The following is a 20,683-nucleotide window of genomic DNA, read 5'->3' as shown; positions in this document are numbered from 1 at the left end:
TTACCAGCTGGACTTCACGAGGCCCGGGACCATGCCCTTGGAGCCAAGTTCGCGCAGCGCGATACGGGACAGCTTGTTCTTGCGATAGTTCGAGCGCGGGCGGCCCGACAGCTCGCAACGCAGGCGGATGCGGGTCGCCGACGAGTTGCGCGGCATTTCCGCCAGCTTCAGGGTCGCGGCGAACCGCTCCTCCATCGGCAGCGTCTTGTCGGCGATAATCGCCTTCAACCGCTCGCGCTTGGCGGCGGCGTTCTTCACCATCCGCTTGCGCCGGTTGTTCTTCTCGACTGAACTCTTCTTTGCCATGCTTGGCTCCTGGGTATCCGCGTTTGAGAGGCTCTAAGTCAGCGTCTCACTGCCGGAACGGGAAATTGAAAGCGGTCAACAAGGCCCTCGCCTCTTCGTCGGTCTTGGCCGTGGTGCAGACGGTGATGTCCATACCGCGGGCTTCCGTGACCTTGTCGAAGTCGATCTCGGGGAAAATGATGTGCTCCTTGATGCCGAGCGAGTAGTTGCCGCGGCCGTCGAAGCTCTTCGGATTCAGGCCGCGGAAGTCGCGCACGCGCGGCAGCGCGACGTTCACCAGGCGATCGATGAACTCGTACATGCGGGCCTTGCGCAGCGTGACCTTGCAGCCGATCGGCTGGTTCTCACGCAGCTTGAAGGTCGCGATCGCGATGCGCGAATAGGTCACGATCGCCTTCTGGCCGGCGATCTGGGTCAATTCGGCGGCGGCGGTCTCGGCCTTCTTGCGGTCGTTCACGGAATCGCCAACGCCCATGTTCAGCACGACCTTGTCCAGGCGCGGAACCTGCATGACGTTCTCGTAACCGAACTTCTCGGTCAGAGCCGTGCGGATCTTCGCGTCATATTCCGCGCGCAGGCGCGGCGTGTAAGCGGCCTCAGCCATCGATCTCAGCTCCCGAGCTCTTGGCGATGCGGACCTTCTTGCCGTCCGCCAGAATCTTGAATCCGACGCGGGTCGGCTTCCCGTCCTTACCGACATACGCGATGTTGGACAGTTGGATCGGCGCCTCTTTCGAGATGATGCCGCCCTCCTGGGCCTGCGTCTGCTTCTGGTGACGCTTGACCATGTTGATGCCACGCACCAGCGCAGTGCCGGCGTCGGGGCGAACCTCGAACACTTCGCCGGTGCGGCCCTTGTCGCGGCCGGTCAGCACGACGACCTTGTCGCCCTTGCGGATCTTCGCAGCCATCACAGCACCTCCGGCGCGAGCGAGATGATCTTCATGTGGTTCTTGGCGCGCAGCTCGCGCGGCACCGGCCCGAAGATACGGGTGCCGACCGGCTCGGACTGGTTGTTGATCAGCACGGCGGCGTTGCGGTCGAAACGGATGACCGAGCCGTCGGCGCGGCGGATGTCCTTGCGGACGCGCACCACGACGGCCTTCATCACGTCGCCCTTCTTCACCTTGCCACGCGGAATGGCTTCCTTGATCGACACGACGATGATGTCGCCGATCGTGGCGTAGCGGCGCTTGGAGCCTCCGAGCACCTTGATACACATGACACGGCGTGCGCCAGAATTGTCGGCCACGTCGAGGTTGGTCTGCATCTGAATCATTGATGCACCTCGTCCTCTTTCTCTTTGCGCCAGCCCAGCCGGCGCTCAACATTTCCCTGAAGTCAGTCGGCTAAAGCCAACAGATCAGGCGCTTTTCTTGTGTTCGCCCCGGATCACGACCCAGCGCTTCAACTTCGAAATCGGCTTCGTTTCCTCGATCCACACCATGTCGCCCGGCTTGAACTGGTTGCTCTCGTCGTGCGCGTGGTAGTTCTTCGAACGGCGGATCGTCTTCTTGTAGATCGGGTGCGTGAAGCGGCGGTCGACGCGCACCACGATGGTCTTGGCTTGCTTGTCGCTGACGACCACGCCCTGCAAAGTACGTTTCGGCATCTTCGTAAGCCTCTTACTTCTTCTTCGCGCGCGTCTGCGCGGCGATGGTCTTGATCCGGGCGATGTCACGGCGGGCCTCGCGCAGGCGCGAGGTGTTCTCGAGCTGCCCGGTGGCGCGCTGGAAGCGCAGGTTGAAGCGCTCCTTCTTCAGGTTCAGGATGGCCTCATCCTGCTGGTCGGGGCTCATCGCGCGGATGTCTTCGATCTTCATCTGTGCCATGGCCATTACTCCGCAATGCGCTCGACGAAGCGCGTCTTGATCGGCAGCTTGGCGGCCGCCAGGGTCAGCGCCTCACGCGCCGTCTGGGTGTTGACGCCGTCGATCTCGAACAGCACCCGGCCCGGCTTGACGCGCGCGACCCACAATTCCGGCGAACCCTTGCCGGAGCCCATGCGGACTTCGGCCGGCTTCTTCGACACCGGAACGTCGGGGAACACGCGGATCCAGACGCGGCCGGCGCGCTTCATGTGGCGGGTCAGCGCGCGGCGGGCGGCTTCGATCTGGCGCGCGGTGACGCGCTCAGGCTCGGTCGCCTTCAGGCCGAACTGGCCGAACGCCAACGTCGCGCCCGAAGACGCAACGCCGTGGATGCGGCCCTTATGCGCCTTCCGGAACTTCGTTTTCTTAGGTTGCATCATGGCTTTAAGCCCTCAAATTCCTATCTGGCCTTAGGCAGCGGCCGTCTCGCGGCGCTGACGGCCACCGCGATCGCCACTGCCGCCGGTCTCGCCTTCGGCCATTCTCTTGTCCTGGGCCATCGGATCGTGCTCGAGGATCTCGCCCTTGAAGATCCAGACCTTGACGCCGCAGGTGCCGAAGGTCGTGAACGCGGTCGCAACGCCGTAGTCGATGTCGGCACGCAGCGTGTGCAGCGGCACGCGGCCTTCGCGGTACCACTCCATGCGCGCGATTTCCGCACCGCCCAGACGTCCCGAGCAGTTGATGCGGATGCCCTCCGCGCCGAGACGCATCGCCGACTGCACGGCGCGCTTCATGGCACGGCGGAACGCCACGCGGCGCTCGAGCTGCTGCGCGATCGATTCGGCCACCAGCGTCGCATCGAGCTCCGGCTTGCGGATCTCGACGATGTTGATGACGACGTCGGACGAGGTGATGTCCGCGACCCTCTTGCGCAGCTTGTCGATGTCGGCGCCCTTCTTGCCGATCACCACGCCCGGACGGGCCGAGTGGATGGTGACGCGGCACTTCTTGTGCGGACGCTCGATCACGATGCGGGCGACGGCCGCCTGCTTGAGCTCCTTGTGCAGGATCTCGCGGATCTTGACGTCCTCGTGCAGCAGCTTGCCGTATTCCTGCTTGCCGGCGAACCAGCGGGAATCCCAGGTCCGGTTGATGCCGAGACGCAGACCGATCGGATTGATCTTTTGACCCATCGTGTTCTCCTGCGCCCTTAAGCGGCGGCTTCAGCTTCGACCTGACGAACGATGATCGTCAGCTGCGAAAACGGTTTGTAGACACGGCCCGAGCGGCCGCGGCCGCGGGCGGCGAAGCGCTTCATCACGAGGCCGTTGCCGACAAAGGCCTGCGCCACGACGAGATCGTCGACGTCGAGGTCGTGGTTGTTCTCGGCGTTGGCGATCGCCGATTCCAGGCACTTCTTCACGTCGACCGCGATCCGCTTGCGCGAAAACTGCAGGTCGGCGAGCGCGGCAGACGCCTTCCGGCCGCGAATGAGCTGGGCGACCAGGTTGAGCTTCTGCGGGCTCACCCGCAGCATCCGGGCGACCGCCTTGGCCTCGTTGTCGGCGAGGCTCCGTTCGCGCTTAGGTTTGCTCATCGTTTAATCCTCAAGCCTTCTTGGCTTTCTTGTCGCCGGAGTGGCCATGGAAGGTCCGGGTCGGCGAGAACTCGCCGAACTTGTGACCGACCATTTCCTCGTTCACGGCCACCGGCACGTGCTTCTGACCGTTGTAGACGCCGAAGGTCAGGCCGACGAATTGCGGCAGGATCGTCGAGCGACGGCTCCAGATCTTGATGACGTCGTGACGGCCGGACGCGCGCGCGGCATCTGCCTTCTTGAGCAGAGAACCCTCGACGAACGGGCCTTTCCAGACTGAACGAACCATGTCCGGCGTTCCTTACTTCTTCCGCTTGTGGCGGCTTAGGAGAATGAATTTGTTGGTCGACTTGTTGGTGCGGGTCTTCTTGCCCTTGGTCGGCTTGCCCCACGGGGTGACCGGGTGGCGGCCGCCCGAGGTACGACCTTCACCACCGCCGTGCGGATGGTCGATCGGGTTCATCGCAACACCGCGGTTGTGCGGCCTGCGGCCCATCCAACGCTTGCGACCGGCCTTGCCGATCGAGGTGTTCATGTGATCCGGGTTCGACACCGCGCCGATCGTGCCGCGGCAACGACCGTGCACCAGGCGCTGCTCGCCCGAGTTCAGGCGGATGATGACGTAGTCCTGGTCACGGCCAACGAGCTGGGCGTAGGTACCGGCAGAGCGCGCCAGCTGGCCGCCCTTGCCGATCTTGACCTCGATGTTGTGGATGATCGTACCGACCGGCATGTTGCCGAGCGGCATGACGTTGCCCGGCTTCACGTCGACGTAATTGCCGGCGATGATCGTGTCGCCCACCGCCAGGCGCTGCGGCGCCAGGATGTAGGCCTGCTCGCCGTCCTGATACTTGATCAGGGCGATGAAACCGGCTGTGCGATTGGGATCATACTCGAGACGCTCGACGGTCGCGGGCACGTCGATCTTCTCACGCTTGAAGTCGACGGTACGCAGCGTCTGCTTGTGACCACCGCCGCGGAAGCGCACGGTGATGCGGCCGGTGTTGTTGCGGCCGCCCGAGGACTTCTTGCCCTCGGTGAGCGCCTTGACCGGCTTGCCCTTGTAGAGGGCCGAACGATCGACCATGACCAGCTGGCGCTGGCCCGGCGTCGTGGGATTGAATGTCTTCAGTGCCATCGTCGTACGACCTTACAGACCGGTGGTGACGTCGATCCGGTGACCCTCTTCGAGGGTCACGATCGCGCGTTTGCTGTTCGACTGCGAGCCGATGGTGCCGCGGAAGGCCTTGACCTTGCCCTTGCGGACCAGCGTGTTGACGCTCTTGACCTTGACGTCGAACAGCTTCTCGATCGCTTCCTTGATCTGCGGCTTGGTCGCCTTGGCGGCCACCTTGAACAGCACCTTGTTGTGCTCCGAGGCGATCGTCGCCTTTTCGGTCACGACCGGCGACAGGATCACGTCGTAGTGGCGAGGCTCGATGTTCTTGCTCATTTGAAGCGCGCCTCCAGCGCATCGATGGCGGCCTTGGTCAGAACGAGCTTCTGACGGCGCAGGATGTCATAGACGTTGATGCCCTGGATCGGCAGCACGTCCATGTTCGGGATGTTGCGAGCCGCAGCGGCGAAGCCGTTGTTGAGCTCGGCACCGTCGATGATCAGCGCGTTGGTGAGGCCGAGGCCCGAGAAGTGGCCGAGCAGCGCCTTGGTCTTGGCGGCTTCCAGCGCGGCCTTCTCGATCACGACGAGATCGCCGTCCTTGGCCTTGGCCGAGAGCGCGTGCTTCAGAGCGAGCGCACGAACCTTCTTCGGCAGGTCGGTCGCGTGCGAACGCACCACCGGACCGAAGGCACGACCGCCTCCGCGGAACTGCGGCACGCGGGCCGAGCCGTGACGAGCACCGCCGGTGCCCTTCTGCTTGTACATCTTCTTGCCGGTGCGCCAGATCTCGGCGCGGCCCTTGGCCTTGTGCGTGCCGGCCTGGCGCTTGTTGAGCTGCCACTGCACGCAGCGCGCGATGATGTCCTCGCGCGGCTCGAGGCCGAAAATGGCGTCGGACAGCTGGACGGAGCCGGCTTCCTTACCTTCGAGGGTGGTGACCTTCAATTCCATCTCACGCCTCCTGCGCAGCCGGAGCGGCTTCCGCGTCGCCAGCAACCTTGAACTTGCCGGGCTTCGGGGCTTCCTTCGGCAGCGGCTTCTTGACGGCGTCGCGCACGCGGATCCAGCCGCCCTTGGAGCCTGGAACGGCGCCTTCGACGAGGATCAGGCCGCGCTCGACATCGGTCTGGACGACGCGAAGGTTGAGCGTGGTGATGCGGTCGACACCCATGTGGCCGGGCATCTTCTTGTTCTTCCAGGTCTTGCCGGGGTCCTGGCGGCCACCGGTCGAACCGATCGAGCGGTGCGAGATCGACACACCGTGCGTGGCGCGCAGACCGCCGAAGTTCCAGCGCTTCATGCCGCCGGCGAAGCCCTTACCGACCGAGGTGCCGGTGACGTCGACGAACTGGCCGACGACGAAGTGGTCGGCCAGGATCTCGGCGCCGACCGGGATCATGGCGTCCGCGGTGACGCGGAATTCCTCGACCCGGCGCTTCGGCTCGACCTTGGCGACCGCGAACTGGCCGCGCTCGGCCTTCGGCATGTAAACGGTCTTGCGGCTGCCAGAACCGAGCTGGAGCGCGACGTAACCGTTCTTCTCTTCGGTGCGGTGGCCTACGACCTGGCAATTGCCGAGCTTCAGCACGGTCACGGGGATATGTTCGCCGGCCTCCGTGAAGACCCGCGTCATCCCGACCTTTTGTGCGATCACTCCGGAGCGCATCGGCTTGCTTCCTGTTCTCTTTGTCCGCTTTTGGCGAACGGGATCCAAAATCTTAGAGCTTGATCTCGACGTCGACACCGGCGGCCAGGTCGAGCTTCATCAAAGCGTCGACGGTCTGCGGGGTCGGATCGACGATGTCGAGCAGGCGCTTGTGAGTGCGCATCTCGAACTGTTCGCGGCTCTTCTTGTCGACGTGGGGCGAACGGTTGACGGTGAACTTCTCGATGCGGGTGGGCAGCGGAATGGGTCCGCGGACCTGCGCGCCGGTGCGCTTCGCCGTGTTCACGATCTCACGGGTCGACGTATCGAGGATACGATGGTCGAACGCCTTGAGACGGATACGAATGTTTTGGCCGTTCATTGCCGAATCTTTCTTAGTGAGTGGCGAGTAGCGAATAGCGAATAGAAACTATTCGCCACTCGCCATTCCCTATTCGCGTTGTTACTCGATGATCGAGGCGACGACGCCGGCGCCGACGGTGCGGCCGCCTTCGCGGATCGCGAAGCGGAGCTTCTCTTCCATCGCGATCGGCACAATCAGGTGCACTTCCATCGCGATGTTGTCGCCCGGCATCACCATCTCGGTGCCTTCCGGCAGGTGCACGACACCGGTCACGTCGGTGGTGCGGAAGTAGAACTGCGGACGGTAGTTGGTGAAGAACGGGGTGTGGCGACCGCCCTCTTCCTTGGTGAGGATGTAGGCCTCAGCCTTGAACTTAGTGTGCGGCTTGACCGAACCGGGCTTGGCCAGAACCTGGCCGCGCTCGACGTCCTCGCGCTTGGTGCCGCGGAGCAGCGCGCCGATGTTGTCGCCGGCCTGGCCCTGATCGAGCAGCTTGCGGAACATTTCGACGCCGGTGACGGTGGTCTTCTGGGTGGCGCGGAGACCGACGATCTCGATTTCCTCGCCGACCTTGACGACGCCGCGCTCGACACGGCCGGTCACGACGGTGCCGCGGCCCGAGATCGAGAACACGTCTTCAACCGGCATCAGGAACGGCTGGTCGATCGGACGCTCGGGCTGCGGGATGTACTCGTCGACGTTCTTCATCAGCTCGAGGATGGCGTCGTGGCCGAGCTTCTTGTCGGAGTCTTCGAGAGCGGCGAGCGCCGAACCCTTGATGATCGGGATCTTGTCGCCGGGGAATTCGTACTTGGAGAGCAGCTCGCGGACTTCGAGCTCGACGAGCTCGAGCAGCTCCGGATCGTCGACCATGTCGCACTTGTTGAGGAACACGACGAGCGCGGGCACGCCGACCTGGCGGGCGAGCAGGATGTGCTCGCGGGTCTGCGGCATCGGGCCGTCAGCGGCCGACACAACCAGGATCGCGCCGTCCATCTGGGCAGCGCCGGTGATCATGTTCTTGACGTAGTCGGCGTGGCCGGGGCAGTCGACGTGGGCGTAGTGGCGGTTCGGCGTCTCGTACTCGACGTGCGCGGTCGAGATGGTGATGCCGCGGGCCTTCTCTTCCGGCGCCTTGTCGATCTGGTCGTACGCGGTGAACGTCGCACCGCCGGCTTCGGCGAGAACCTTGGTGATCGCCGCGGTCAGCGACGTCTTGCCATGGTCGACGTGACCGATGGTGCCGATGTTGCAGTGCGGCTTGGTACGTTCAAACTTTGCTTTGGCCATTTGACTCTCCGTTCAATCGTCAGCTTTCAACCGACGACAATCAGGCAAACTTCTTCTGGACTTCTGCCGACACGTTGGCCGGCGCTTCTGCGTAGTGATCGAACTGCATGGTGAAGGTCGCGCGACCCTGGCTCATCGAGCGCAGATTGTTCACGTAACCGAACATGTTCATGAGCGGCACCATCGCGTTGATGACGTTGGCGTTGCCGCGCATGTCCTGCCCCTGGATCTGACCGCGCCGGGAATTCAGGTCGCCGATGACCGAGCCGGTGTAGTCTTCCGGCGTCACCACCTCGACCTTCATGATCGGCTCGAGCAGGACCGACTTGCCCATCTGCAGCGCTTCGCGGAAGCAGGCGCGCGAGGCGATTTCGAAGGCGAGCGCCGACGAGTCGACGTCGTGATACTTGCCGTCGACGAGCTGCACCTTGACGTCGACCACGGGGAAGCCCGCGACCACGCCGGACGACAGCACGCTCTCCAGGCCCTTCTCGACGCCCGGGATGTATTCCTTCGGCACCGCGCCACCGACGATCTTCGATTCGAACTCGAAGCCCTTGCCGGCTTCGTTCGGCTCGACGATGAACGACACCGCCGCGAACTGGCCGGTACCGCCGGTCTGCTTCTTGTGGGTGTAGCTGTGCTCCACCCGCTTGGTGATGCGCTCACGGAACGCCACCTGCGGCGCGCCGATGTTGGCGTCGACCTTGTAGGTGCGCTTGAGGATGTCGACCTTGATGTCGAGGTGGAGTTCGCCCATGCCCTTGAGGATGGTCTGGCCGGACTCGTGGTCGGTCGACACGCGGAAGGACGGATCCTCCGCGGCGAGCTTGGCCAGCGCCACGCCCAGCTTCTCCTGGTCGGCCTTGGACTTCGGCTCGATCGCGATCTCGATGACCGGCTCGGGGAATTCCATCTTCTCCAGGATCACCTGCTTGTCGGGATCGCACAGCGTGTCACCGGTGCGCGCTTCCTTCAGGCCGGCCAACGCGACGATGTCGCCAGCATAGGCTTCCTTGATGTCCTCGCGGTTGTTCGCATGCATCAACAGCATGCGCCCGATCCGCTCCTTCTTCTCGCGGGTCGAGTTCACGACGCCGGTGCCGCTCTGCAGAATGCCGGAATAGATGCGGCAGAAGGTGATGGTGCCGACGAACGGGTCGTCCATGATTTTGAACGCGAGCAGCGCCAGCGGCTCCTTGTCGTCCGCCTTGCGCACGACCTCGTTGCCCTTGTCGTCGGTGCCCTTGATCGCGGGCACGTCGAGCGGCGACGGCAGATAGTCGACCACGGCGTCGAGCAGCGGCTGCACACCCTTGTTCTTGAAGGCCGAGCCGCACAGCACGGGATAAAACGCGCCGGTCAGCACCGCCTTGCGGATCAGGCGCTTCAGGGTCGCCTCGTCCGGCTCCTTGCCGTCGAGATAGGCGGCCATGGCATCGTCGTCGAGTTCGACGGCGGCTTCCACCATCTTCTCGCGGTATTCCTTGGCCTGGTCGGCAAGGTCTTCCGGAATATCGACATAATCGAACTTGGCGCCGAGCGATTCATCGTTCCAAACGACGCCCTTCATCTTCACGAGGTCGACGAGACCCTTGAAGTTGTTCTCGGCACCGATCGGAAGCTGGATTGCGACGGGCTTGGCGCCCAGACGGTCGACGATGTCCGCCAGACACTTGAAGAAGTCGGCACCGATCTTGTCCATCTTGTTGGCGAAGACGATGCGCGGAACCTTGTACTTGTCGCCCTGGCGCCAGACGGTCTCGGTCTGAGGCTCGACGCCCTGGTTGGAGTCGAGCACGCAGACGGCGCCGTCGAGCACGCGGAGCGAACGCTCGACTTCGATGGTGAAGTCGACGTGACCGGGCGTGTCGATGATGTTCAGGCGCTTGCCGTTCCAGAACGCGGTGGTCGCAGCCGAGGTGATCGTGATGCCACGCTCCTGCTCCTGCTCCATCCAGTCCATCGTCGCGGCACCTTCGTGCACTTCGCCGATCTTGTGGCTCTTGCCGGTGTAATAGAGGATGCGCTCGGTCGTCGTGGTCTTGCCGGCGTCGATATGCGCCATGATACCGAAGTTACGGTAGTCCTCGATGGCATGTTGGCGGGGCATAGGGTGTTCCTTGCGAGTCCGTTTGTTTCGCCGTTACCAGCGATAGTGCGAGAAGGCGCGGTTGGCTTCCGCCATCCGGTGCACGTCTTCGCGCTTCTTGACGGCGTTCCCCCGGTTGTTCGATGCGTCCAAAAGCTCCGCCGAGAGCCGCTCGGTCATCGTCTTCTCGTTGCGCTCGCGCGCAGCCGCGATCAGCCAGCGAATGCCGAGCGCCTGCCGGCGGGTCGAGCGGACCTCGACCGGAACCTGATAAGTCGCGCCGCCGACGCGGCGGGAGCGAACCTCGATGGTCGGCATGACGTTCTCGAGCGCCTGCTCGAACACGCCGAGCGGGTTCTGCTTGGTCTTGGATTCGATGATGCCGAACGCACCATAGACGATGCCTTCCGCAACCGACTTCTTGCCGGCGTACATCACCGAGTTCATGAACTTCGTGACGATGATGTTCCCGAACTTCGGATCCGGAAGAACTTCGCGCTTTTCCGCAGAGTGGCGACGAGACATAGGCTTGGTTCCCGCTTACTTCGGACGCTTGGCGCCGTACTTCGAACGACGCTGCTTACGGTTCTTGACGCCCTGGGTGTCCAGAACGCCGCGGAGGATGTGATAGCGCACGCCCGGCAAGTCCTTGACGCGGCCGCCGCGGATCATGACCACCGAGTGCTCTTGGAGGTTATGGCCCTCGCCGGGGATGTAGCCGATCACCTCAAAGCCGTTGGTCAGGCGCACCTTGGCAACCTTACGAAGCGCCGAGTTCGGCTTCTTCGGGGTCGTGGTGTAGACGCGCGTGCAAACACCACGCTTCTGCGGCGACTGCTGCAGCGCGGGCACCTTCTTGCGCGACTTCTGCACTTCCCGCGGTTGAGCGATCAGCTGGTTGATCGTCGGCATACTGGCCTTCACCCTTTTTCTGCCGCGGCCCCTCGCGGGTCCGCTGTCTTGCCGCGGCCCGTCACCGGGTCCGCAAATTCTGCTCGAGCTACCCGCCCGAACGGGCCGCCTGGCGCGAATGACCCGCGCAAAGCGAAATTGCGCCAACCGCTCCATCAACGAGCGGAAAGCGCTTCGACGCCACAGAGGACCGCAGTCTCGAAGCCGTTCAGCCTAACGCCGCGGCCCGCGCACTGAGGTCATGCATCCGAATTCGATCTCAAGAGAACGTGCTCGAGAGAACTAAAGTCGCACTGGCATTGCCTAGCTATGATCGACAGCGTTTGAGCGGCATTCGTCGAGGTTGGTGCCCGTCTTTGCGACCCCTGGCAGATCTAGTCTTTGGGGATCAACGGGTGGCCCGTTCCGACGCTGGCGATGCTCACCGCCTGTCGTTAAGTGAGGCGCTTTCTATAAGTGAGAATCGGTCAAGTCAAGGTGAAACGACAGTCACAAAGCGCTTCATGCGCCTGCAAAAAATAGCCTCTTGGCCGACTCCCCGCACCTGCCTGATATGGGATCGAGGCGATTGACCTGCCAGATCTGAAAACAATTATATCCGGGCTTAATGTAGTTTTATTACCAGGCTCAGGGGTTTTTCTCCTGCCTGCGCTCAGTTTGCTGGCTGGTGGCCGGTCAACCAGGCCTTCCCGGCCCGCCGCGATGCCCGGTGTGACGGGGCTTCAGCCCGGACTGGTCGATCCGCGAATGGCTCTTGCCCCAAACCATGCGTGCGAAAAGAAACGCGGCGTCGCGGCGGCCGAACGCCTTGCATCAGAGAATCGACGAGTCGGCGCTGAACCGCGCGTTGCCTGTGAGACGAGACGATCAGACGCGGCCCCTCGAAGCTGACCGCCCGCGGTTACTCCTCCTCGTCGTCCTCATCGTCATCGAGGTCTTCGTCCTCGTCGTCATCATCGCGGTCGGCGTCGGCGTGAGCTGCCGCGGCATGGGACTGGTGGATCTGGTCGTTCCACAGCTTGCGATAGGTGCCATTCTTGGCGAGCAGCTCGGCATGGGAACCGCGCTCGATCGCCCTGCCCCCTGAAATCACGATGATCTCGTCCATCTCGACCACCGAGGTCAGGCGGTGGGTCGACCAGATCATGGTGCGACCCTTGGCGACCCTGAGCAGCGTACGGTTGATCGCAGCCTCGGTGGTCTGGTCCAGCGCCGAGGTGGCTTCGTCCAACAGCAGCACGGAGGGGTTACGGATGATCGCGCGCGCGATCGCGATGCGCTGGCGCTGGCCGCCCGACAGTGTGTCGCCGCGCTCGCCGACCGGCGTGTCGTAGCGCTGCGGCAGGCTCATGATGTAGCGGTGGATCTCGGCCTTCTTGGCCGCCTCCTCCACCTCCTCGTCGGTTGCGCCCTCCTTGCCGAGCCGGATGTTCTCGCGGATCGACATGTTGAACAGCATGTTCTCCTGGAACACCACCGCCATGCTCCGGCGCAGCGAGTCCAGCGTCACCTTGCGGACGTCGACGCCGTCGATGGTGACGCGGCCTTCGTCGGGCACGTAGAGCCGCAGGATCAGATTGAGCAGCGTGCTCTTGCCGGAGCCGCTCGGACCGACGATCGCGATGCGCTTGCCGGCATCGAGCTTGAGGCTGAGATTGTCCAGCACCGGCGCCTGACTGCCCTCGTACTGGAAGGTGACGTGATCGAAGGTAATGTCGTGGGTGATGCGCGGCAGATCTGGCGCGCCCGGCCGATCGGCGCTGCGGGTCGGCTCGTCGAGCAATTCCTGGATGTGGCGGATCGCGGCGGCCGAGGAGATCGACACCGGGATGAAATGCATCACATGGGCGATGTTGTAGGAGACCTCCCAGAACGCGCTCTCGAAGGTGACGAAGGTGCCGATGGTGATATGGCCCTTGGTCGCCAGATACGCGCCGATCGCGAGCACCACAAGGTGCAGGAGGAGCACCGAGATGGTGACGGTCCGCTCCACCATGGTCGAGAGGAATGTGGCCGAGGCCATCTTGTTGCGGGTCTCGTCGTTGCGCAAGCGGAAGAAGCCGAACATCTTGCGTTGCAGGCTGAACGCCTTGATGACCGCCTGGGCGGCCACGTTCTCCTGGACTTGGCCCAGCAACGCCGATTCATTGAGCTTCTGTTCGTAATTGGCCTGCACCGCCTTCGGCGTCAGGATCCGCGGGCCGATCAGCGTGATCGGGAACACCAGCAGCGCGACGACGGCGAGCTGCCAGTTGAGGAACAGCATCAGGATGATGCCGGCGATCAGCTCCAGGAACGGCAGCGCGGCACTGTTGGCGAACGTCTTGACCGAGCCTTCGAAGGCCGAGAGATCGACCGAGAAGCGCGATAGGATCTCGCCGCGCCTGGTGCGGCCGAAATAGGCGGCGGGCAGGTCCTGGACGTGCTCGAACAGGCGTTTGCGAACATCGGAGATGACGCAAGCGGCGAGTCGCGCGTCCCAGCGTTCGTACCAGACCGCAACGATCGAGGTGAAGATGCCGGCGACGGCGAGCACGCCGAGAATCTTGTAGAGCGCCTGAAAATCCTCCTCGCCGAGTGCATCGTCGATCAGGAACTTGAGGCTGAGCGGCATGATGACGTTGAACAACGTCTCGACCACGACGCCGAATGCCACGAATGACAGCATCCGCTTGTAGTTGGAGAGATAGGGCTTGACGAACCCGACAATGGTCGCAAGGGCCCCGGCGGCTTCGCGCGCGGTAAAGACGACGAGGTCCTCGTCCTCATCGTCCTCGTCGAGCTCCAGCTCGTCATCCCCCTCGTCTTCGGCGTCCTCGTCGTCCTTGAGATCCGGCTTGGCAGCGTCGGCGAGCTTGCCATCGAGCCCGGCCGCCTCCTCCGCGGCGAGCTTCTGTTGATCGGGAGATAGAGGCTTGTCGCCAGGCAAGAAAGGCTTGGATGCCATGAAACCAACCGATGCTGACGGCCGGCATGACCGCAGAGAACGCAGGAAATAGCGGCAACCGCTATTGCACCGATTTTATGCGATCAAGATGAATTCGGCAAAACAATTGGCGGATTCGGTTGGCGTCCCCCAGGCTAGTCCTCGTCCTCGACCTTGTCGAAGAAGGAATAGCGCAAGCTGTCCGCGTCGGCGTACCACTGCCCCGGCCCCTTGTTGGCGGCGAGCGTCGCCTCCCACAGCGCATCGGTGCAATCCTTGCGGTGCATCGACAGGTCGAAGCCGTTGCCGAAAAACAGTTCGGACCATTCCCACCAGGTGCCGAGCTTCTTGACTCCGCGCAAGAGGTCGTAGCGGTCGATCAATGCCGGCGCCATGTCCGAGGTGATGGAGCCGAACACGAGGCCGGTCTTGACCACGCGGTTGAGCTCGCGGATCGCGCGGACCACTTGCTTCGGGGAAACGTGGCAGAGGCTGGTCTCGAACACGAAGTCGAACGTGCCGTCCTTGAACGGCATGTCGGTGATCGTGCCGAGCTTGTTGTACTTCTTCAGCGATTTCGGCGTCCTGGCGTGGATCGCGCGGTTGTTCTCGATTCCCCATGCATCGATGCCGCGATCGCGCAGGGCGCCGACCAGTTCGCCGCTGGCGGAGCCCGCGACCAGCAGCTTGGCGCCCGCCGCCCTGCCCCAGACAATGCCAATCAGCGTCGTCAGGTAGTCGGGATCGGTGAAGTGCCGCCACGCCTGGTGATAGGGGCCGAGACCGCGATAATTCTCGAAATATTTGCGATCGATCTTGTCCGAGAGCGGCTTGTCGTCCTGCGCGCGCTGGCGGCGCAGGCGCATCATCTCGGTCAGGATGATGTCGGTCGCCGCGTCCGAGGAATCGAGCAGGCCGTTGAGCGTCGAATCGAACAGATAGTCGCCAACCACCACGATGCCGGGGTGCTCCTTCGGCTCGGGCCGGTGATTGGTCATGACGTCGCGCGCGGGCAAACCACCAGGCAGCGCGTTCACCGAGGACAGCCAGCGGTGGATCTTGCCTTCCATGAAGTGCAGACGCGCATCGCCGAGAGAAGCCGGCAGCGATTTCAGGGCGGCCTCGATCAGCTCCTGGTCCGACAGATTGGCAAAAGCCAGCGCATCGGAGCCGGGAATGAGCCAGTTCAGAACACCATGCTTGCCGACGTCGTGACGTGCGCCCTCGTTGTAGACGCAGCAGCCGCCGAAGGCTTCCGACATGAACCAGGCGCCCGGAATCTTGTCGCCCCAGAACGGCTCGTCGAACAGGATCGAGACGCGCAGATAGTGCGCGGGCCGGTCGAAATAGGCGACGTGCTTGACCATCGACCTGCGCAGCTGCTCGCCCTCCCACCCGAGAGTGGCGAGCCAGGAATGCGGCAGGCAGACCAGCACGAGATCGAAGTCACGGGTCTCCGGCCCCTTGCCGTTCATCATCTTGAGCTGATACCGGCCGGTCGGCGCCTTGCCGACGGTGAGCACGCGGTGATTGAGCTGGATGTCGGCATTGACTTCCGACTGCAGGCATTCGATCAGCTGCTCGTTGCCGTTCTGGATGGAATAGAGGCCGATATAGCCGTCGACGTCCATCAGATAGTTCTTAAGCGCGTTGAGCCCGTTGGTGTTGTGGCTCTCGGTCGCGATGTCGGAACGCGCCATCACCTTGAAGAAGCGCTTTGCGGTGATGTCCTCGACCTCCTCGTCGAGCACCTGCTCGGCGGTCTTGTAGGCCCAGGGATGTTCGTTGTCGTGCGCGCCGACGCCCTCGTAATATTCCACCGGCGACATCACCTCGGCGCAGCGCTTGCGGAAGGCTTCGATCGCGGCGGCAGTCTTGGCGCCGTATTTGCGGCGCATGCCGGGAACGTCGTTGAGCAGCTCACCGCCGAACTGCACCTGCTCGGCATCCATCGGAATGGTCTGAAGGCCGAAATGCTGGATCAGCTCGCGCAGAGGATCCGGGCCTGTCATGGAGTAGTCGTAGATCTCGGCAACGCCGGCCTCGTACATCGCGGGCGCCGAATCGAACTTGCGGGTGACGATCTTGCCGCCGAGCCTGTCGGAGGCCTCGTAGATGGTGACGCGGCAGAGGTCGCCGAGCTTGCGCTTCAGGTACCAGGCGCTCATCAGCCCGCCGGGGCCGCCGCCTACGATTGCGAGATCAAGCATGAAAGTTCCGTGGTCTTCCGGCCCTGCCCCCTTGGCGGGACCACCGGTCTAAGGCGCCATAGCACAAGCGCTTTTGCGGCTGAAGGAAAGATGAACAAAGGTTGATCCCGCATCGCAACAAGCAAACAAAGCAGCAAAAAGGCCGGCGAAAGCCGGCCTTTTCATTGTCCTCGGTATTCCTACGGATGACCGATCATTCCGCCGGCGGCAGCGCAGGAAGCTCGGCTTCCGGCGCCGGCGACACGACGGCGGCCTGCTTCTCGCGCTCGTCCAGGATCAGCTTGTCGCGCTTCATGGCGACTTCGCGGATCTTGGCCATGGAGGCGCCGGTGCCCGCCGGGATCAGCCGGCCGACGATGACGTTCTCCTTGAGGCCTTCGAGCGGGTCGATCTTGCCGTTGACCGCCGCCTCGGTGAGGACGCGGGTGGTCTCCTGGAACGATGCCGCCGAGAAGAAGGAGCGGGTCTGGAGGCTCGCCTTGGTGATGCCGAGCAGAACCGGCGTTCCCGTGGCGGGCTTCTTGCCCTCTTCCTTGGCCTTCACGTTGAGCGCGTCGAACTCGATCTTGTCGACCTGCTCGCCGGAGATCATGTCCGTGTCGCCCTGGTCGGTGATTTCCACCTTCTGGAGCATCTGACGGACAATCACCTCGATGTGCTTGTCGTTGATGAGCACGCCCTGAAGCCGGTAGACCTCCTGAATCTCGTTGACCAGATAGGCCGCGAGCTCCTCGATGCCCTTGACCGCGAGGATGTCGTGCGGCGCCGGGTTGCCTTCCACGATGAAGTCGCCCTTTTCGACGACGTCGCCGTCCTGAAGGTGGATGTGCTTGCCCTTCGGGATCAGGTACTCGCGCGGCTCGTCGGTCTTGTCCATCGGCTCGATCGAGATGCGACGCTTGTTCTTGTAGTCGCGCCCGAACCGGATGGTGCCCGCGATTTCGGCGATGATCGCCGCATCCTTCGGGCGCCGAGCCTCGAACAGTTCCGCCACCCGCGGCAGACCGCCGGTGATGTCACGCGTCTTGGCGCTTTCGGTCGAGACACGGGCGAGGATGTCGCCCGGCTGGACCTTGGCTCCGATGTCGACCGAGAGAATGGCGTCGACCGACAGCATGTAGCGGGCATCGCCGCCACGGGCGAGCTTGAGCACCTTGCCGTCCTTGCCCTTCACCACGATGGCCGGACGCAGGTCCGAGCCGCCGCGCGTCGAGCGCCAGTCGATGACCACACGCTTGGCGATACCGGTGGCCTCGTCGAGCGTTTCCGAGATCGACTGCCCCTCGACCAGATCCTCGAAGCCGATGGTTCCTTCGACCTCGGTGAGCAGCGGACGGGTGTAGGGATCCCACTCGACAATGCGCTGGCCGCGCTTGACCATGTCGCCCTCGTCGACGTGCAGACGCGAACCGTACTGGATCCGGTGCGTCGCACGCTCGGTGCCGTCGGCATCGACGATCGCGACAACCATGTTGCGCACCATCGCGATCAGGTGACCTTCGCTGTTGCGGGCGATGGCCTTGTTCCTGATCACAATCTTGCCGTCGAAGTTGGCTTCGACGAAGGACTGCTCGTTGAGCTGCGCCGCACCGCCGATGTGGAAGGTGCGCATGGTGAGCTGGGTGCCCGGCTCGCCGATCGACTGCGCCGCGATGACGCCTACCGCTTCGCCGTGGTTGACCGGCGTGCCGCGGGCGAGGTCGCGGCCGTAGCACTTGCCGCAGATGCCGTTGACGAGCTCGCAGGTCAGCGCCGAGCGGATCTTCACCTCCTGGATGCCGGCCTGGTGGATGGCATCCACGTGGCTCTCTTCCATCAGCGTATCGCGCTTGACGATCACCTGGCCCGAGCTGTCACGCACGTCTTCGCAGGCCGTGCGCCCGAGGATGCGCGAGCCGAGCGAGGCGACCACGGTACCGGCGTCGACGATGGCGCGCATCTTGATGCCGAGCTTGGTGCCGCAGTCGCTCTGCGTGATGATGCAATCCTGCGCCACGTCGACGAGACGACGGGTCAGGTAGCCGGAGTTCGCGGTCTTCAACGCGGTGTCCGCGAGGCCCTTGCGGGCGCCGTGGGTCGAGTTGAAGTACTCGAGCACCGAGAGGCCTTCCTTGAAGTTCGAGATGATCGGCGTCTCGATGATCTCGCCCGACGGCTTGGCCATCAGGCCGCGCATGCCGGCGAGCTGGCGCATCTGGGCCGGCGAACCGCGGGCACCGGAGTGAGCCATCATGTAGATCGAGTTGATGTCGGCGTCGGCTCCGCTCGCCGTCTTCTTGGTGGCGGAGATCTCCTTCATCATCGCCTTGGCGATTTCTTCCGTGGCCTTCGACCAGGCGTCGACGACCTTGTTGTACTTCTCGCCATGGGTGATCAGGCCGTCGTTGTACTGCTGCTCGAAATCCTTCGCCAGCGTACGGGTGGTGTCGACGATCTTCCACTTGCCGTGCGGCACGACCATGTCGTCCTTGCCGAACGAGATTCCGGCCTTGAACGCGTTGTAGAAGCCGAGCGCCATGATGCGGTCGCAGAAGATCACCGTCTCCTTCTGGCCGCAGTGGCGGTAGACCTGGTCGATGACGCCGGAGATCTCGCGCTTGGTCATCAGCTTGTTGATGATCTCGTAGGAGATGCGCGGGTTCTTCGGCAGCAGATTGCCGAGCATGACGCGGCCCGCCGTGGTCTCGATCCAGCGCTTGGAGACCTTGCCGGTCTCGTCCATGCCTTCCCACCGGTACTTGATCTTGGTGTGGAGGTGGATGACCTTCGCGTGCAGCGCATGCTCGAGCTCGGCCATGTCGCCGAATACCTTGCCCTCGCCGGGCAGGCCTTCGCGCATGATCGAGACGTAGTACAGACCGAGCACGATGTCCTGCGACGGCACGATGATCGGCTGGCCGTTCGCCGGATGCAGGATGTTGTTGGTCGACATCATCAGGACGCGCGCTTCCAGCTGCGCTTCGAGCGACAGCGGAACGTGCACGGCCATCTGGTCGCCGTCGAAGTCGGCGTTGAACGCGGAGCAGACCAGCGGGTGAAGCTGGATCGCCTTGCCCTCGATCAGCACGGGCTCGAATGCCTGAATGCCGAGGCGGTGCAGCGTCGGTGCGCGGTTGAGCAGCACCGGATGCTCGCGGATCACCTCGTCCAGGATGTCCCAGACCTCGGGCCGCTCCTTCTCGACCAGCTTCTTGGCCTGCTTCACGGTGGTGGACAGGCCCTTGGCGTCGAGCCGCGAATAGATGAACGGCTTGAACAGCTCGAGCGCCATCTTCTTCGGCAGGCCGCACTGATGCAGGCGCAGCTCGGGACCGACCACGATCACCGAACGGCCCGAATAGTCGACGCGCTTGCCGAGCAGGTTCTGGCGGAAGCGGCCCTGCTTGCCCTTGAGCATGTCGGCGAGCGACTTCAGCGGACGCTTGTTGGCGCCGGTGATGACGCGGCCGCGGCGGCCGTTGTCGAACAGCGCATCGACCGCTTCCTGAAGCATGCGCTTCTCGTTGCGGATGATGATGTCGGGCGCGCGCAGCTCCATCAGCCGCTTCAAGCGGTTGTTGCGGTTGATGACGCGGCGATAGAGGTCGTTGAGATCAGAGGTCGCGAAACGGCCGCCGTCCAGCGGCACCAGCGGACGCAGGTCCGGCGGAATCACCGGGATCACGGTCATGATCATCCATTCCGGCTTGTTGCCGGAATGGCGGAACGCTTCCACGATCTTCAGACGCTTGGCGAGCTTCTTGTGCTTGATGTCGGAGTCGGTCTCCTGCATCTCGGCACGCAGCGAGGCCTCGAGCTTCTCGAGGTCCATGCCCTTGAGCAGCTCGCGGATCGCCTCGGCGCCGATCATGGCGGTGAAGCTGTCCTGGCCGTACTCGTCCTGCGCCTTCAGATACTCGTCTTCCGACAGCAACTGACGGTCCTTCAGCGCGGTGAGGCCCGGCTCGAGCACGACGTAATATTCGAAGTAGAGGATCCGCTCGAGATCCTTCAGCGTCATGTCGAGCAGGAGGCCGATGCGCGAGGGCAGCGACTTCAGGAACCAGATGTGCGCGACGGGAGCTGCGAGCTCGATATGGCCCATGCGCTCGCGCCGGACGCGCGACAGCGTGACCTCGACCGAGCACTTCTCGCAGATGATGCCCTTGTACTTCATGCGCTTGTACTTGCCGCACAAGCACTCGTAGTCCTTGATCGGCCCGAAGATGCGGGCGCAGAACAGGCCGTCGCGCTCGGGCTTAAAGGTACGATAGTTGATGGTCTCCGGCTTCTTGATCTCGCCGTAGGACCAGGACAGAATCTTCTCTGGAGACGCGATCGAGATCCGGATCTGGTCGAAGACCTGAGCCGGCGTCGTCGGGTTGAAGAGATTCATAATTTCTTGGTTCATCGTCTTCTCCTCGCGTGC

The 20,683-nt window shown here is 63.3% G+C and carries 22 protein-coding genes; all 22 read right to left on the bottom strand.

Translation table 11 applies throughout. The features are described 5' to 3' along the window. Complete coding sequence (gene rpsN / locus ABIA45_RS04945; protein WP_028137018.1) at nt 1-306, bottom strand: 30S ribosomal protein S14; 306 nt, start codon at nt 304-306, stop codon at nt 1-3. 46 nt (nt 307-352) lie between these two features. Continuing rightward, nucleotides 353-910 carry a 50S ribosomal protein L5 gene (rplE, locus tag ABIA45_RS04940; RefSeq protein WP_025036988.1) on the bottom strand — a complete coding sequence of 186 codons (558 nt, stop codon included), beginning with the start codon at nt 908-910 and terminating at the stop codon, nt 353-355. After that, nucleotides 903-1,217: a 50S ribosomal protein L24 gene (gene rplX, locus ABIA45_RS04935; protein ID WP_011088142.1), complete on the bottom strand. Its 315-nt coding sequence runs from the start codon at nt 1,215-1,217 to the stop codon at nt 903-905. Before rplX ends, rplE begins: the two co-directional genes overlap by 8 nt. Continuing rightward, complete coding sequence (rplN, locus tag ABIA45_RS04930) at nt 1,217-1,585, bottom strand: 50S ribosomal protein L14 (RefSeq protein WP_007603030.1); 369 nt, start codon at nt 1,583-1,585, stop codon at nt 1,217-1,219. The genes rplX and rplN overlap by 1 nt, the downstream gene beginning before the upstream one ends. A gap of 84 nt (nt 1,586-1,669) precedes the next feature. Further along, a complete protein-coding gene (gene rpsQ / locus ABIA45_RS04925; RefSeq protein ID WP_024342452.1) occupies nt 1,670-1,918 on the bottom strand; it encodes a 30S ribosomal protein S17 in 249 nt (82 codons plus the stop codon). Nucleotides 1,919-1,931: 13 nt separating this feature from the next. Beyond that, on the bottom strand, nt 1,932-2,138 hold the full coding sequence (rpmC, locus tag ABIA45_RS04920) for a 50S ribosomal protein L29 (RefSeq protein WP_025036989.1): 207 nt from the start codon (nt 2,136-2,138) through the stop codon (nt 1,932-1,934). 5 nt (nt 2,139-2,143) lie between these two features. Continuing rightward, complete coding sequence (gene rplP, locus ABIA45_RS04915; protein WP_008136349.1) at nt 2,144-2,557, bottom strand: 50S ribosomal protein L16; 414 nt, start codon at nt 2,555-2,557, stop codon at nt 2,144-2,146. Nucleotides 2,558-2,587: 30 nt separating this feature from the next. Continuing rightward, entirely contained in the window at nt 2,588-3,313 is a 726-nt protein-coding gene (gene rpsC, locus ABIA45_RS04910) for a 30S ribosomal protein S3 (protein WP_036011029.1), read from the bottom strand. 17 nt (nt 3,314-3,330) lie between these two features. Then, entirely contained in the window at nt 3,331-3,717 is a 387-nt protein-coding gene (rplV, locus tag ABIA45_RS04905; RefSeq protein WP_008549264.1) for a 50S ribosomal protein L22, read from the bottom strand. A 10-nt stretch (nt 3,718-3,727) separates the two neighbouring features. Next, entirely contained in the window at nt 3,728-4,006 is a 279-nt protein-coding gene (rpsS, locus tag ABIA45_RS04900; RefSeq protein ID WP_008136357.1) for a 30S ribosomal protein S19, read from the bottom strand. Between the two features lie 12 nt (nt 4,007-4,018). Next, on the bottom strand, nt 4,019-4,855 hold the full coding sequence (gene rplB, locus ABIA45_RS04895; protein WP_404651210.1) for a 50S ribosomal protein L2: 837 nt from the start codon (nt 4,853-4,855) through the stop codon (nt 4,019-4,021). Between the two features lie 12 nt (nt 4,856-4,867). Continuing rightward, the gene (locus tag ABIA45_RS04890) at nt 4,868-5,170 is read right to left on the bottom strand and encodes a 50S ribosomal protein L23 (RefSeq protein ID WP_025036992.1); all 303 of its coding nucleotides are present in this window, start codon (nt 5,168-5,170) and stop codon (nt 4,868-4,870) included. After that, entirely contained in the window at nt 5,167-5,787 is a 621-nt protein-coding gene (gene rplD / locus ABIA45_RS04885; RefSeq protein WP_018647243.1) for a 50S ribosomal protein L4, read from the bottom strand. Before rplD ends, ABIA45_RS04890 begins: the two co-directional genes overlap by 4 nt. A gap of 1 nt (nt 5,788) precedes the next feature. Next, entirely contained in the window at nt 5,789-6,502 is a 714-nt protein-coding gene (gene rplC, locus ABIA45_RS04880) for a 50S ribosomal protein L3 (RefSeq protein WP_271544514.1), read from the bottom strand. A 52-nt stretch (nt 6,503-6,554) separates the two neighbouring features. Continuing rightward, nucleotides 6,555-6,863 carry a 30S ribosomal protein S10 gene (gene rpsJ / locus ABIA45_RS04875; protein WP_002712302.1) on the bottom strand — a complete coding sequence of 103 codons (309 nt, stop codon included), beginning with the start codon at nt 6,861-6,863 and terminating at the stop codon, nt 6,555-6,557. 81 nt (nt 6,864-6,944) lie between these two features. Beyond that, complete coding sequence (gene tuf, locus ABIA45_RS04870; RefSeq protein ID WP_025036994.1) at nt 6,945-8,135, bottom strand: elongation factor Tu; 1,191 nt, start codon at nt 8,133-8,135, stop codon at nt 6,945-6,947. Between the two features lie 40 nt (nt 8,136-8,175). Next, the gene (fusA, locus tag ABIA45_RS04865; RefSeq protein WP_036027596.1) at nt 8,176-10,248 is read right to left on the bottom strand and encodes an elongation factor G; all 2,073 of its coding nucleotides are present in this window, start codon (nt 10,246-10,248) and stop codon (nt 8,176-8,178) included. A 33-nt stretch (nt 10,249-10,281) separates the two neighbouring features. Beyond that, nucleotides 10,282-10,752: a 30S ribosomal protein S7 gene (gene rpsG, locus ABIA45_RS04860; RefSeq protein WP_018647239.1), complete on the bottom strand. Its 471-nt coding sequence runs from the start codon at nt 10,750-10,752 to the stop codon at nt 10,282-10,284. A 15-nt stretch (nt 10,753-10,767) separates the two neighbouring features. Then, the gene (rpsL, locus tag ABIA45_RS04855; protein WP_007603006.1) at nt 10,768-11,139 is read right to left on the bottom strand and encodes a 30S ribosomal protein S12; all 372 of its coding nucleotides are present in this window, start codon (nt 11,137-11,139) and stop codon (nt 10,768-10,770) included. A gap of 901 nt (nt 11,140-12,040) precedes the next feature. Further along, the gene (locus ABIA45_RS04850) at nt 12,041-14,086 is read right to left on the bottom strand and encodes an ABC transporter ATP-binding protein (protein ID WP_404651206.1); all 2,046 of its coding nucleotides are present in this window, start codon (nt 14,084-14,086) and stop codon (nt 12,041-12,043) included. A gap of 134 nt (nt 14,087-14,220) precedes the next feature. Further along, nucleotides 14,221-16,275 carry an FAD-dependent oxidoreductase gene (locus tag ABIA45_RS04845; RefSeq protein ID WP_271544519.1) on the bottom strand — a complete coding sequence of 685 codons (2,055 nt, stop codon included), beginning with the start codon at nt 16,273-16,275 and terminating at the stop codon, nt 14,221-14,223. Between the two features lie 193 nt (nt 16,276-16,468). Beyond that, nucleotides 16,469-20,665, bottom strand: coding sequence for a DNA-directed RNA polymerase subunit beta' (rpoC, locus tag ABIA45_RS04840; protein WP_036011015.1), 4,197 nt, complete (start codon nt 20,663-20,665; stop codon nt 16,469-16,471). Nucleotides 20,666-20,683: the final 18 nt, after the last annotated feature.

The organism is Bradyrhizobium sp. USDA 336 (genome assembly GCF_044908355.1).
GTDB lineage: Bacteria > Pseudomonadota > Alphaproteobacteria > Rhizobiales > Xanthobacteraceae > Bradyrhizobium > Bradyrhizobium yuanmingense.
Note: the sequence above shows the minus strand (reverse complement) of the source record. Positions and strands in the feature narration are given on the sequence as shown.

Coding starts and splice junctions, on each gene's coding strand:
- rpsN (WP_028137018.1), bottom strand. CDS start 306: ATGGCAAAGAAGAGTTCAGTCGAGAAGAACAACCGGCGCAAGCGGATG.
- rplE (WP_025036988.1), bottom strand. CDS start 910: ATGGCTGAGGCCGCTTACACGCCGCGCCTGCGCGCGGAATATGACGCG.
- rplX (WP_011088142.1), bottom strand. CDS start 1,217: ATGGCTGCGAAGATCCGCAAGGGCGACAAGGTCGTCGTGCTGACCGGC.
- rplN (WP_007603030.1), bottom strand. CDS start 1,585: ATGATTCAGATGCAGACCAACCTCGACGTGGCCGACAATTCTGGCGCA.
- rpsQ (WP_024342452.1), bottom strand. CDS start 1,918: ATGCCGAAACGTACTTTGCAGGGCGTGGTCGTCAGCGACAAGCAAGCC.
- rpmC (WP_025036989.1), bottom strand. CDS start 2,138: ATGGCACAGATGAAGATCGAAGACATCCGCGCGATGAGCCCCGACCAG.
- rplP (WP_008136349.1), bottom strand. CDS start 2,557: ATGATGCAACCTAAGAAAACGAAGTTCCGGAAGGCGCATAAGGGCCGC.
- rpsC (WP_036011029.1), bottom strand. CDS start 3,313: ATGGGTCAAAAGATCAATCCGATCGGTCTGCGTCTCGGCATCAACCGG.
- rplV (WP_008549264.1), bottom strand. CDS start 3,717: ATGAGCAAACCTAAGCGCGAACGGAGCCTCGCCGACAACGAGGCCAAG.
- rpsS (WP_008136357.1), bottom strand. CDS start 4,006: ATGGTTCGTTCAGTCTGGAAAGGCCCGTTCGTCGAGGGTTCTCTGCTC.
- rplB (WP_404651210.1), bottom strand. CDS start 4,855: ATGGCACTGAAGACATTCAATCCCACGACGCCGGGCCAGCGCCAGCTG.
- ABIA45_RS04890 (WP_025036992.1), bottom strand. CDS start 5,170: ATGAGCAAGAACATCGAGCCTCGCCACTACGACGTGATCCTGTCGCCG.
- rplD (WP_018647243.1), bottom strand. CDS start 5,787: ATGGAATTGAAGGTCACCACCCTCGAAGGTAAGGAAGCCGGCTCCGTC.
- rplC (WP_271544514.1), bottom strand. CDS start 6,502: ATGCGCTCCGGAGTGATCGCACAAAAGGTCGGGATGACGCGGGTCTTC.
- rpsJ (WP_002712302.1), bottom strand. CDS start 6,863: ATGAACGGCCAAAACATTCGTATCCGTCTCAAGGCGTTCGACCATCGT.
- tuf (WP_025036994.1), bottom strand. CDS start 8,135: ATGGCCAAAGCAAAGTTTGAACGTACCAAGCCGCACTGCAACATCGGC.
- fusA (WP_036027596.1), bottom strand. CDS start 10,248: ATGCCCCGCCAACATGCCATCGAGGACTACCGTAACTTCGGTATCATG.
- rpsG (WP_018647239.1), bottom strand. CDS start 10,752: ATGTCTCGTCGCCACTCTGCGGAAAAGCGCGAAGTTCTTCCGGATCCG.
- rpsL (WP_007603006.1), bottom strand. CDS start 11,139: ATGCCGACGATCAACCAGCTGATCGCTCAACCGCGGGAAGTGCAGAAG.
- ABIA45_RS04850 (WP_404651206.1), bottom strand. CDS start 14,086: ATGGCATCCAAGCCTTTCTTGCCTGGCGACAAGCCTCTATCTCCCGAT.
- ABIA45_RS04845 (WP_271544519.1), bottom strand. CDS start 16,275: ATGCTTGATCTCGCAATCGTAGGCGGCGGCCCCGGCGGGCTGATGAGC.
- rpoC (WP_036011015.1), bottom strand. CDS start 20,665: ATGAACCAAGAAATTATGAATCTCTTCAACCCGACGACGCCGGCTCAG.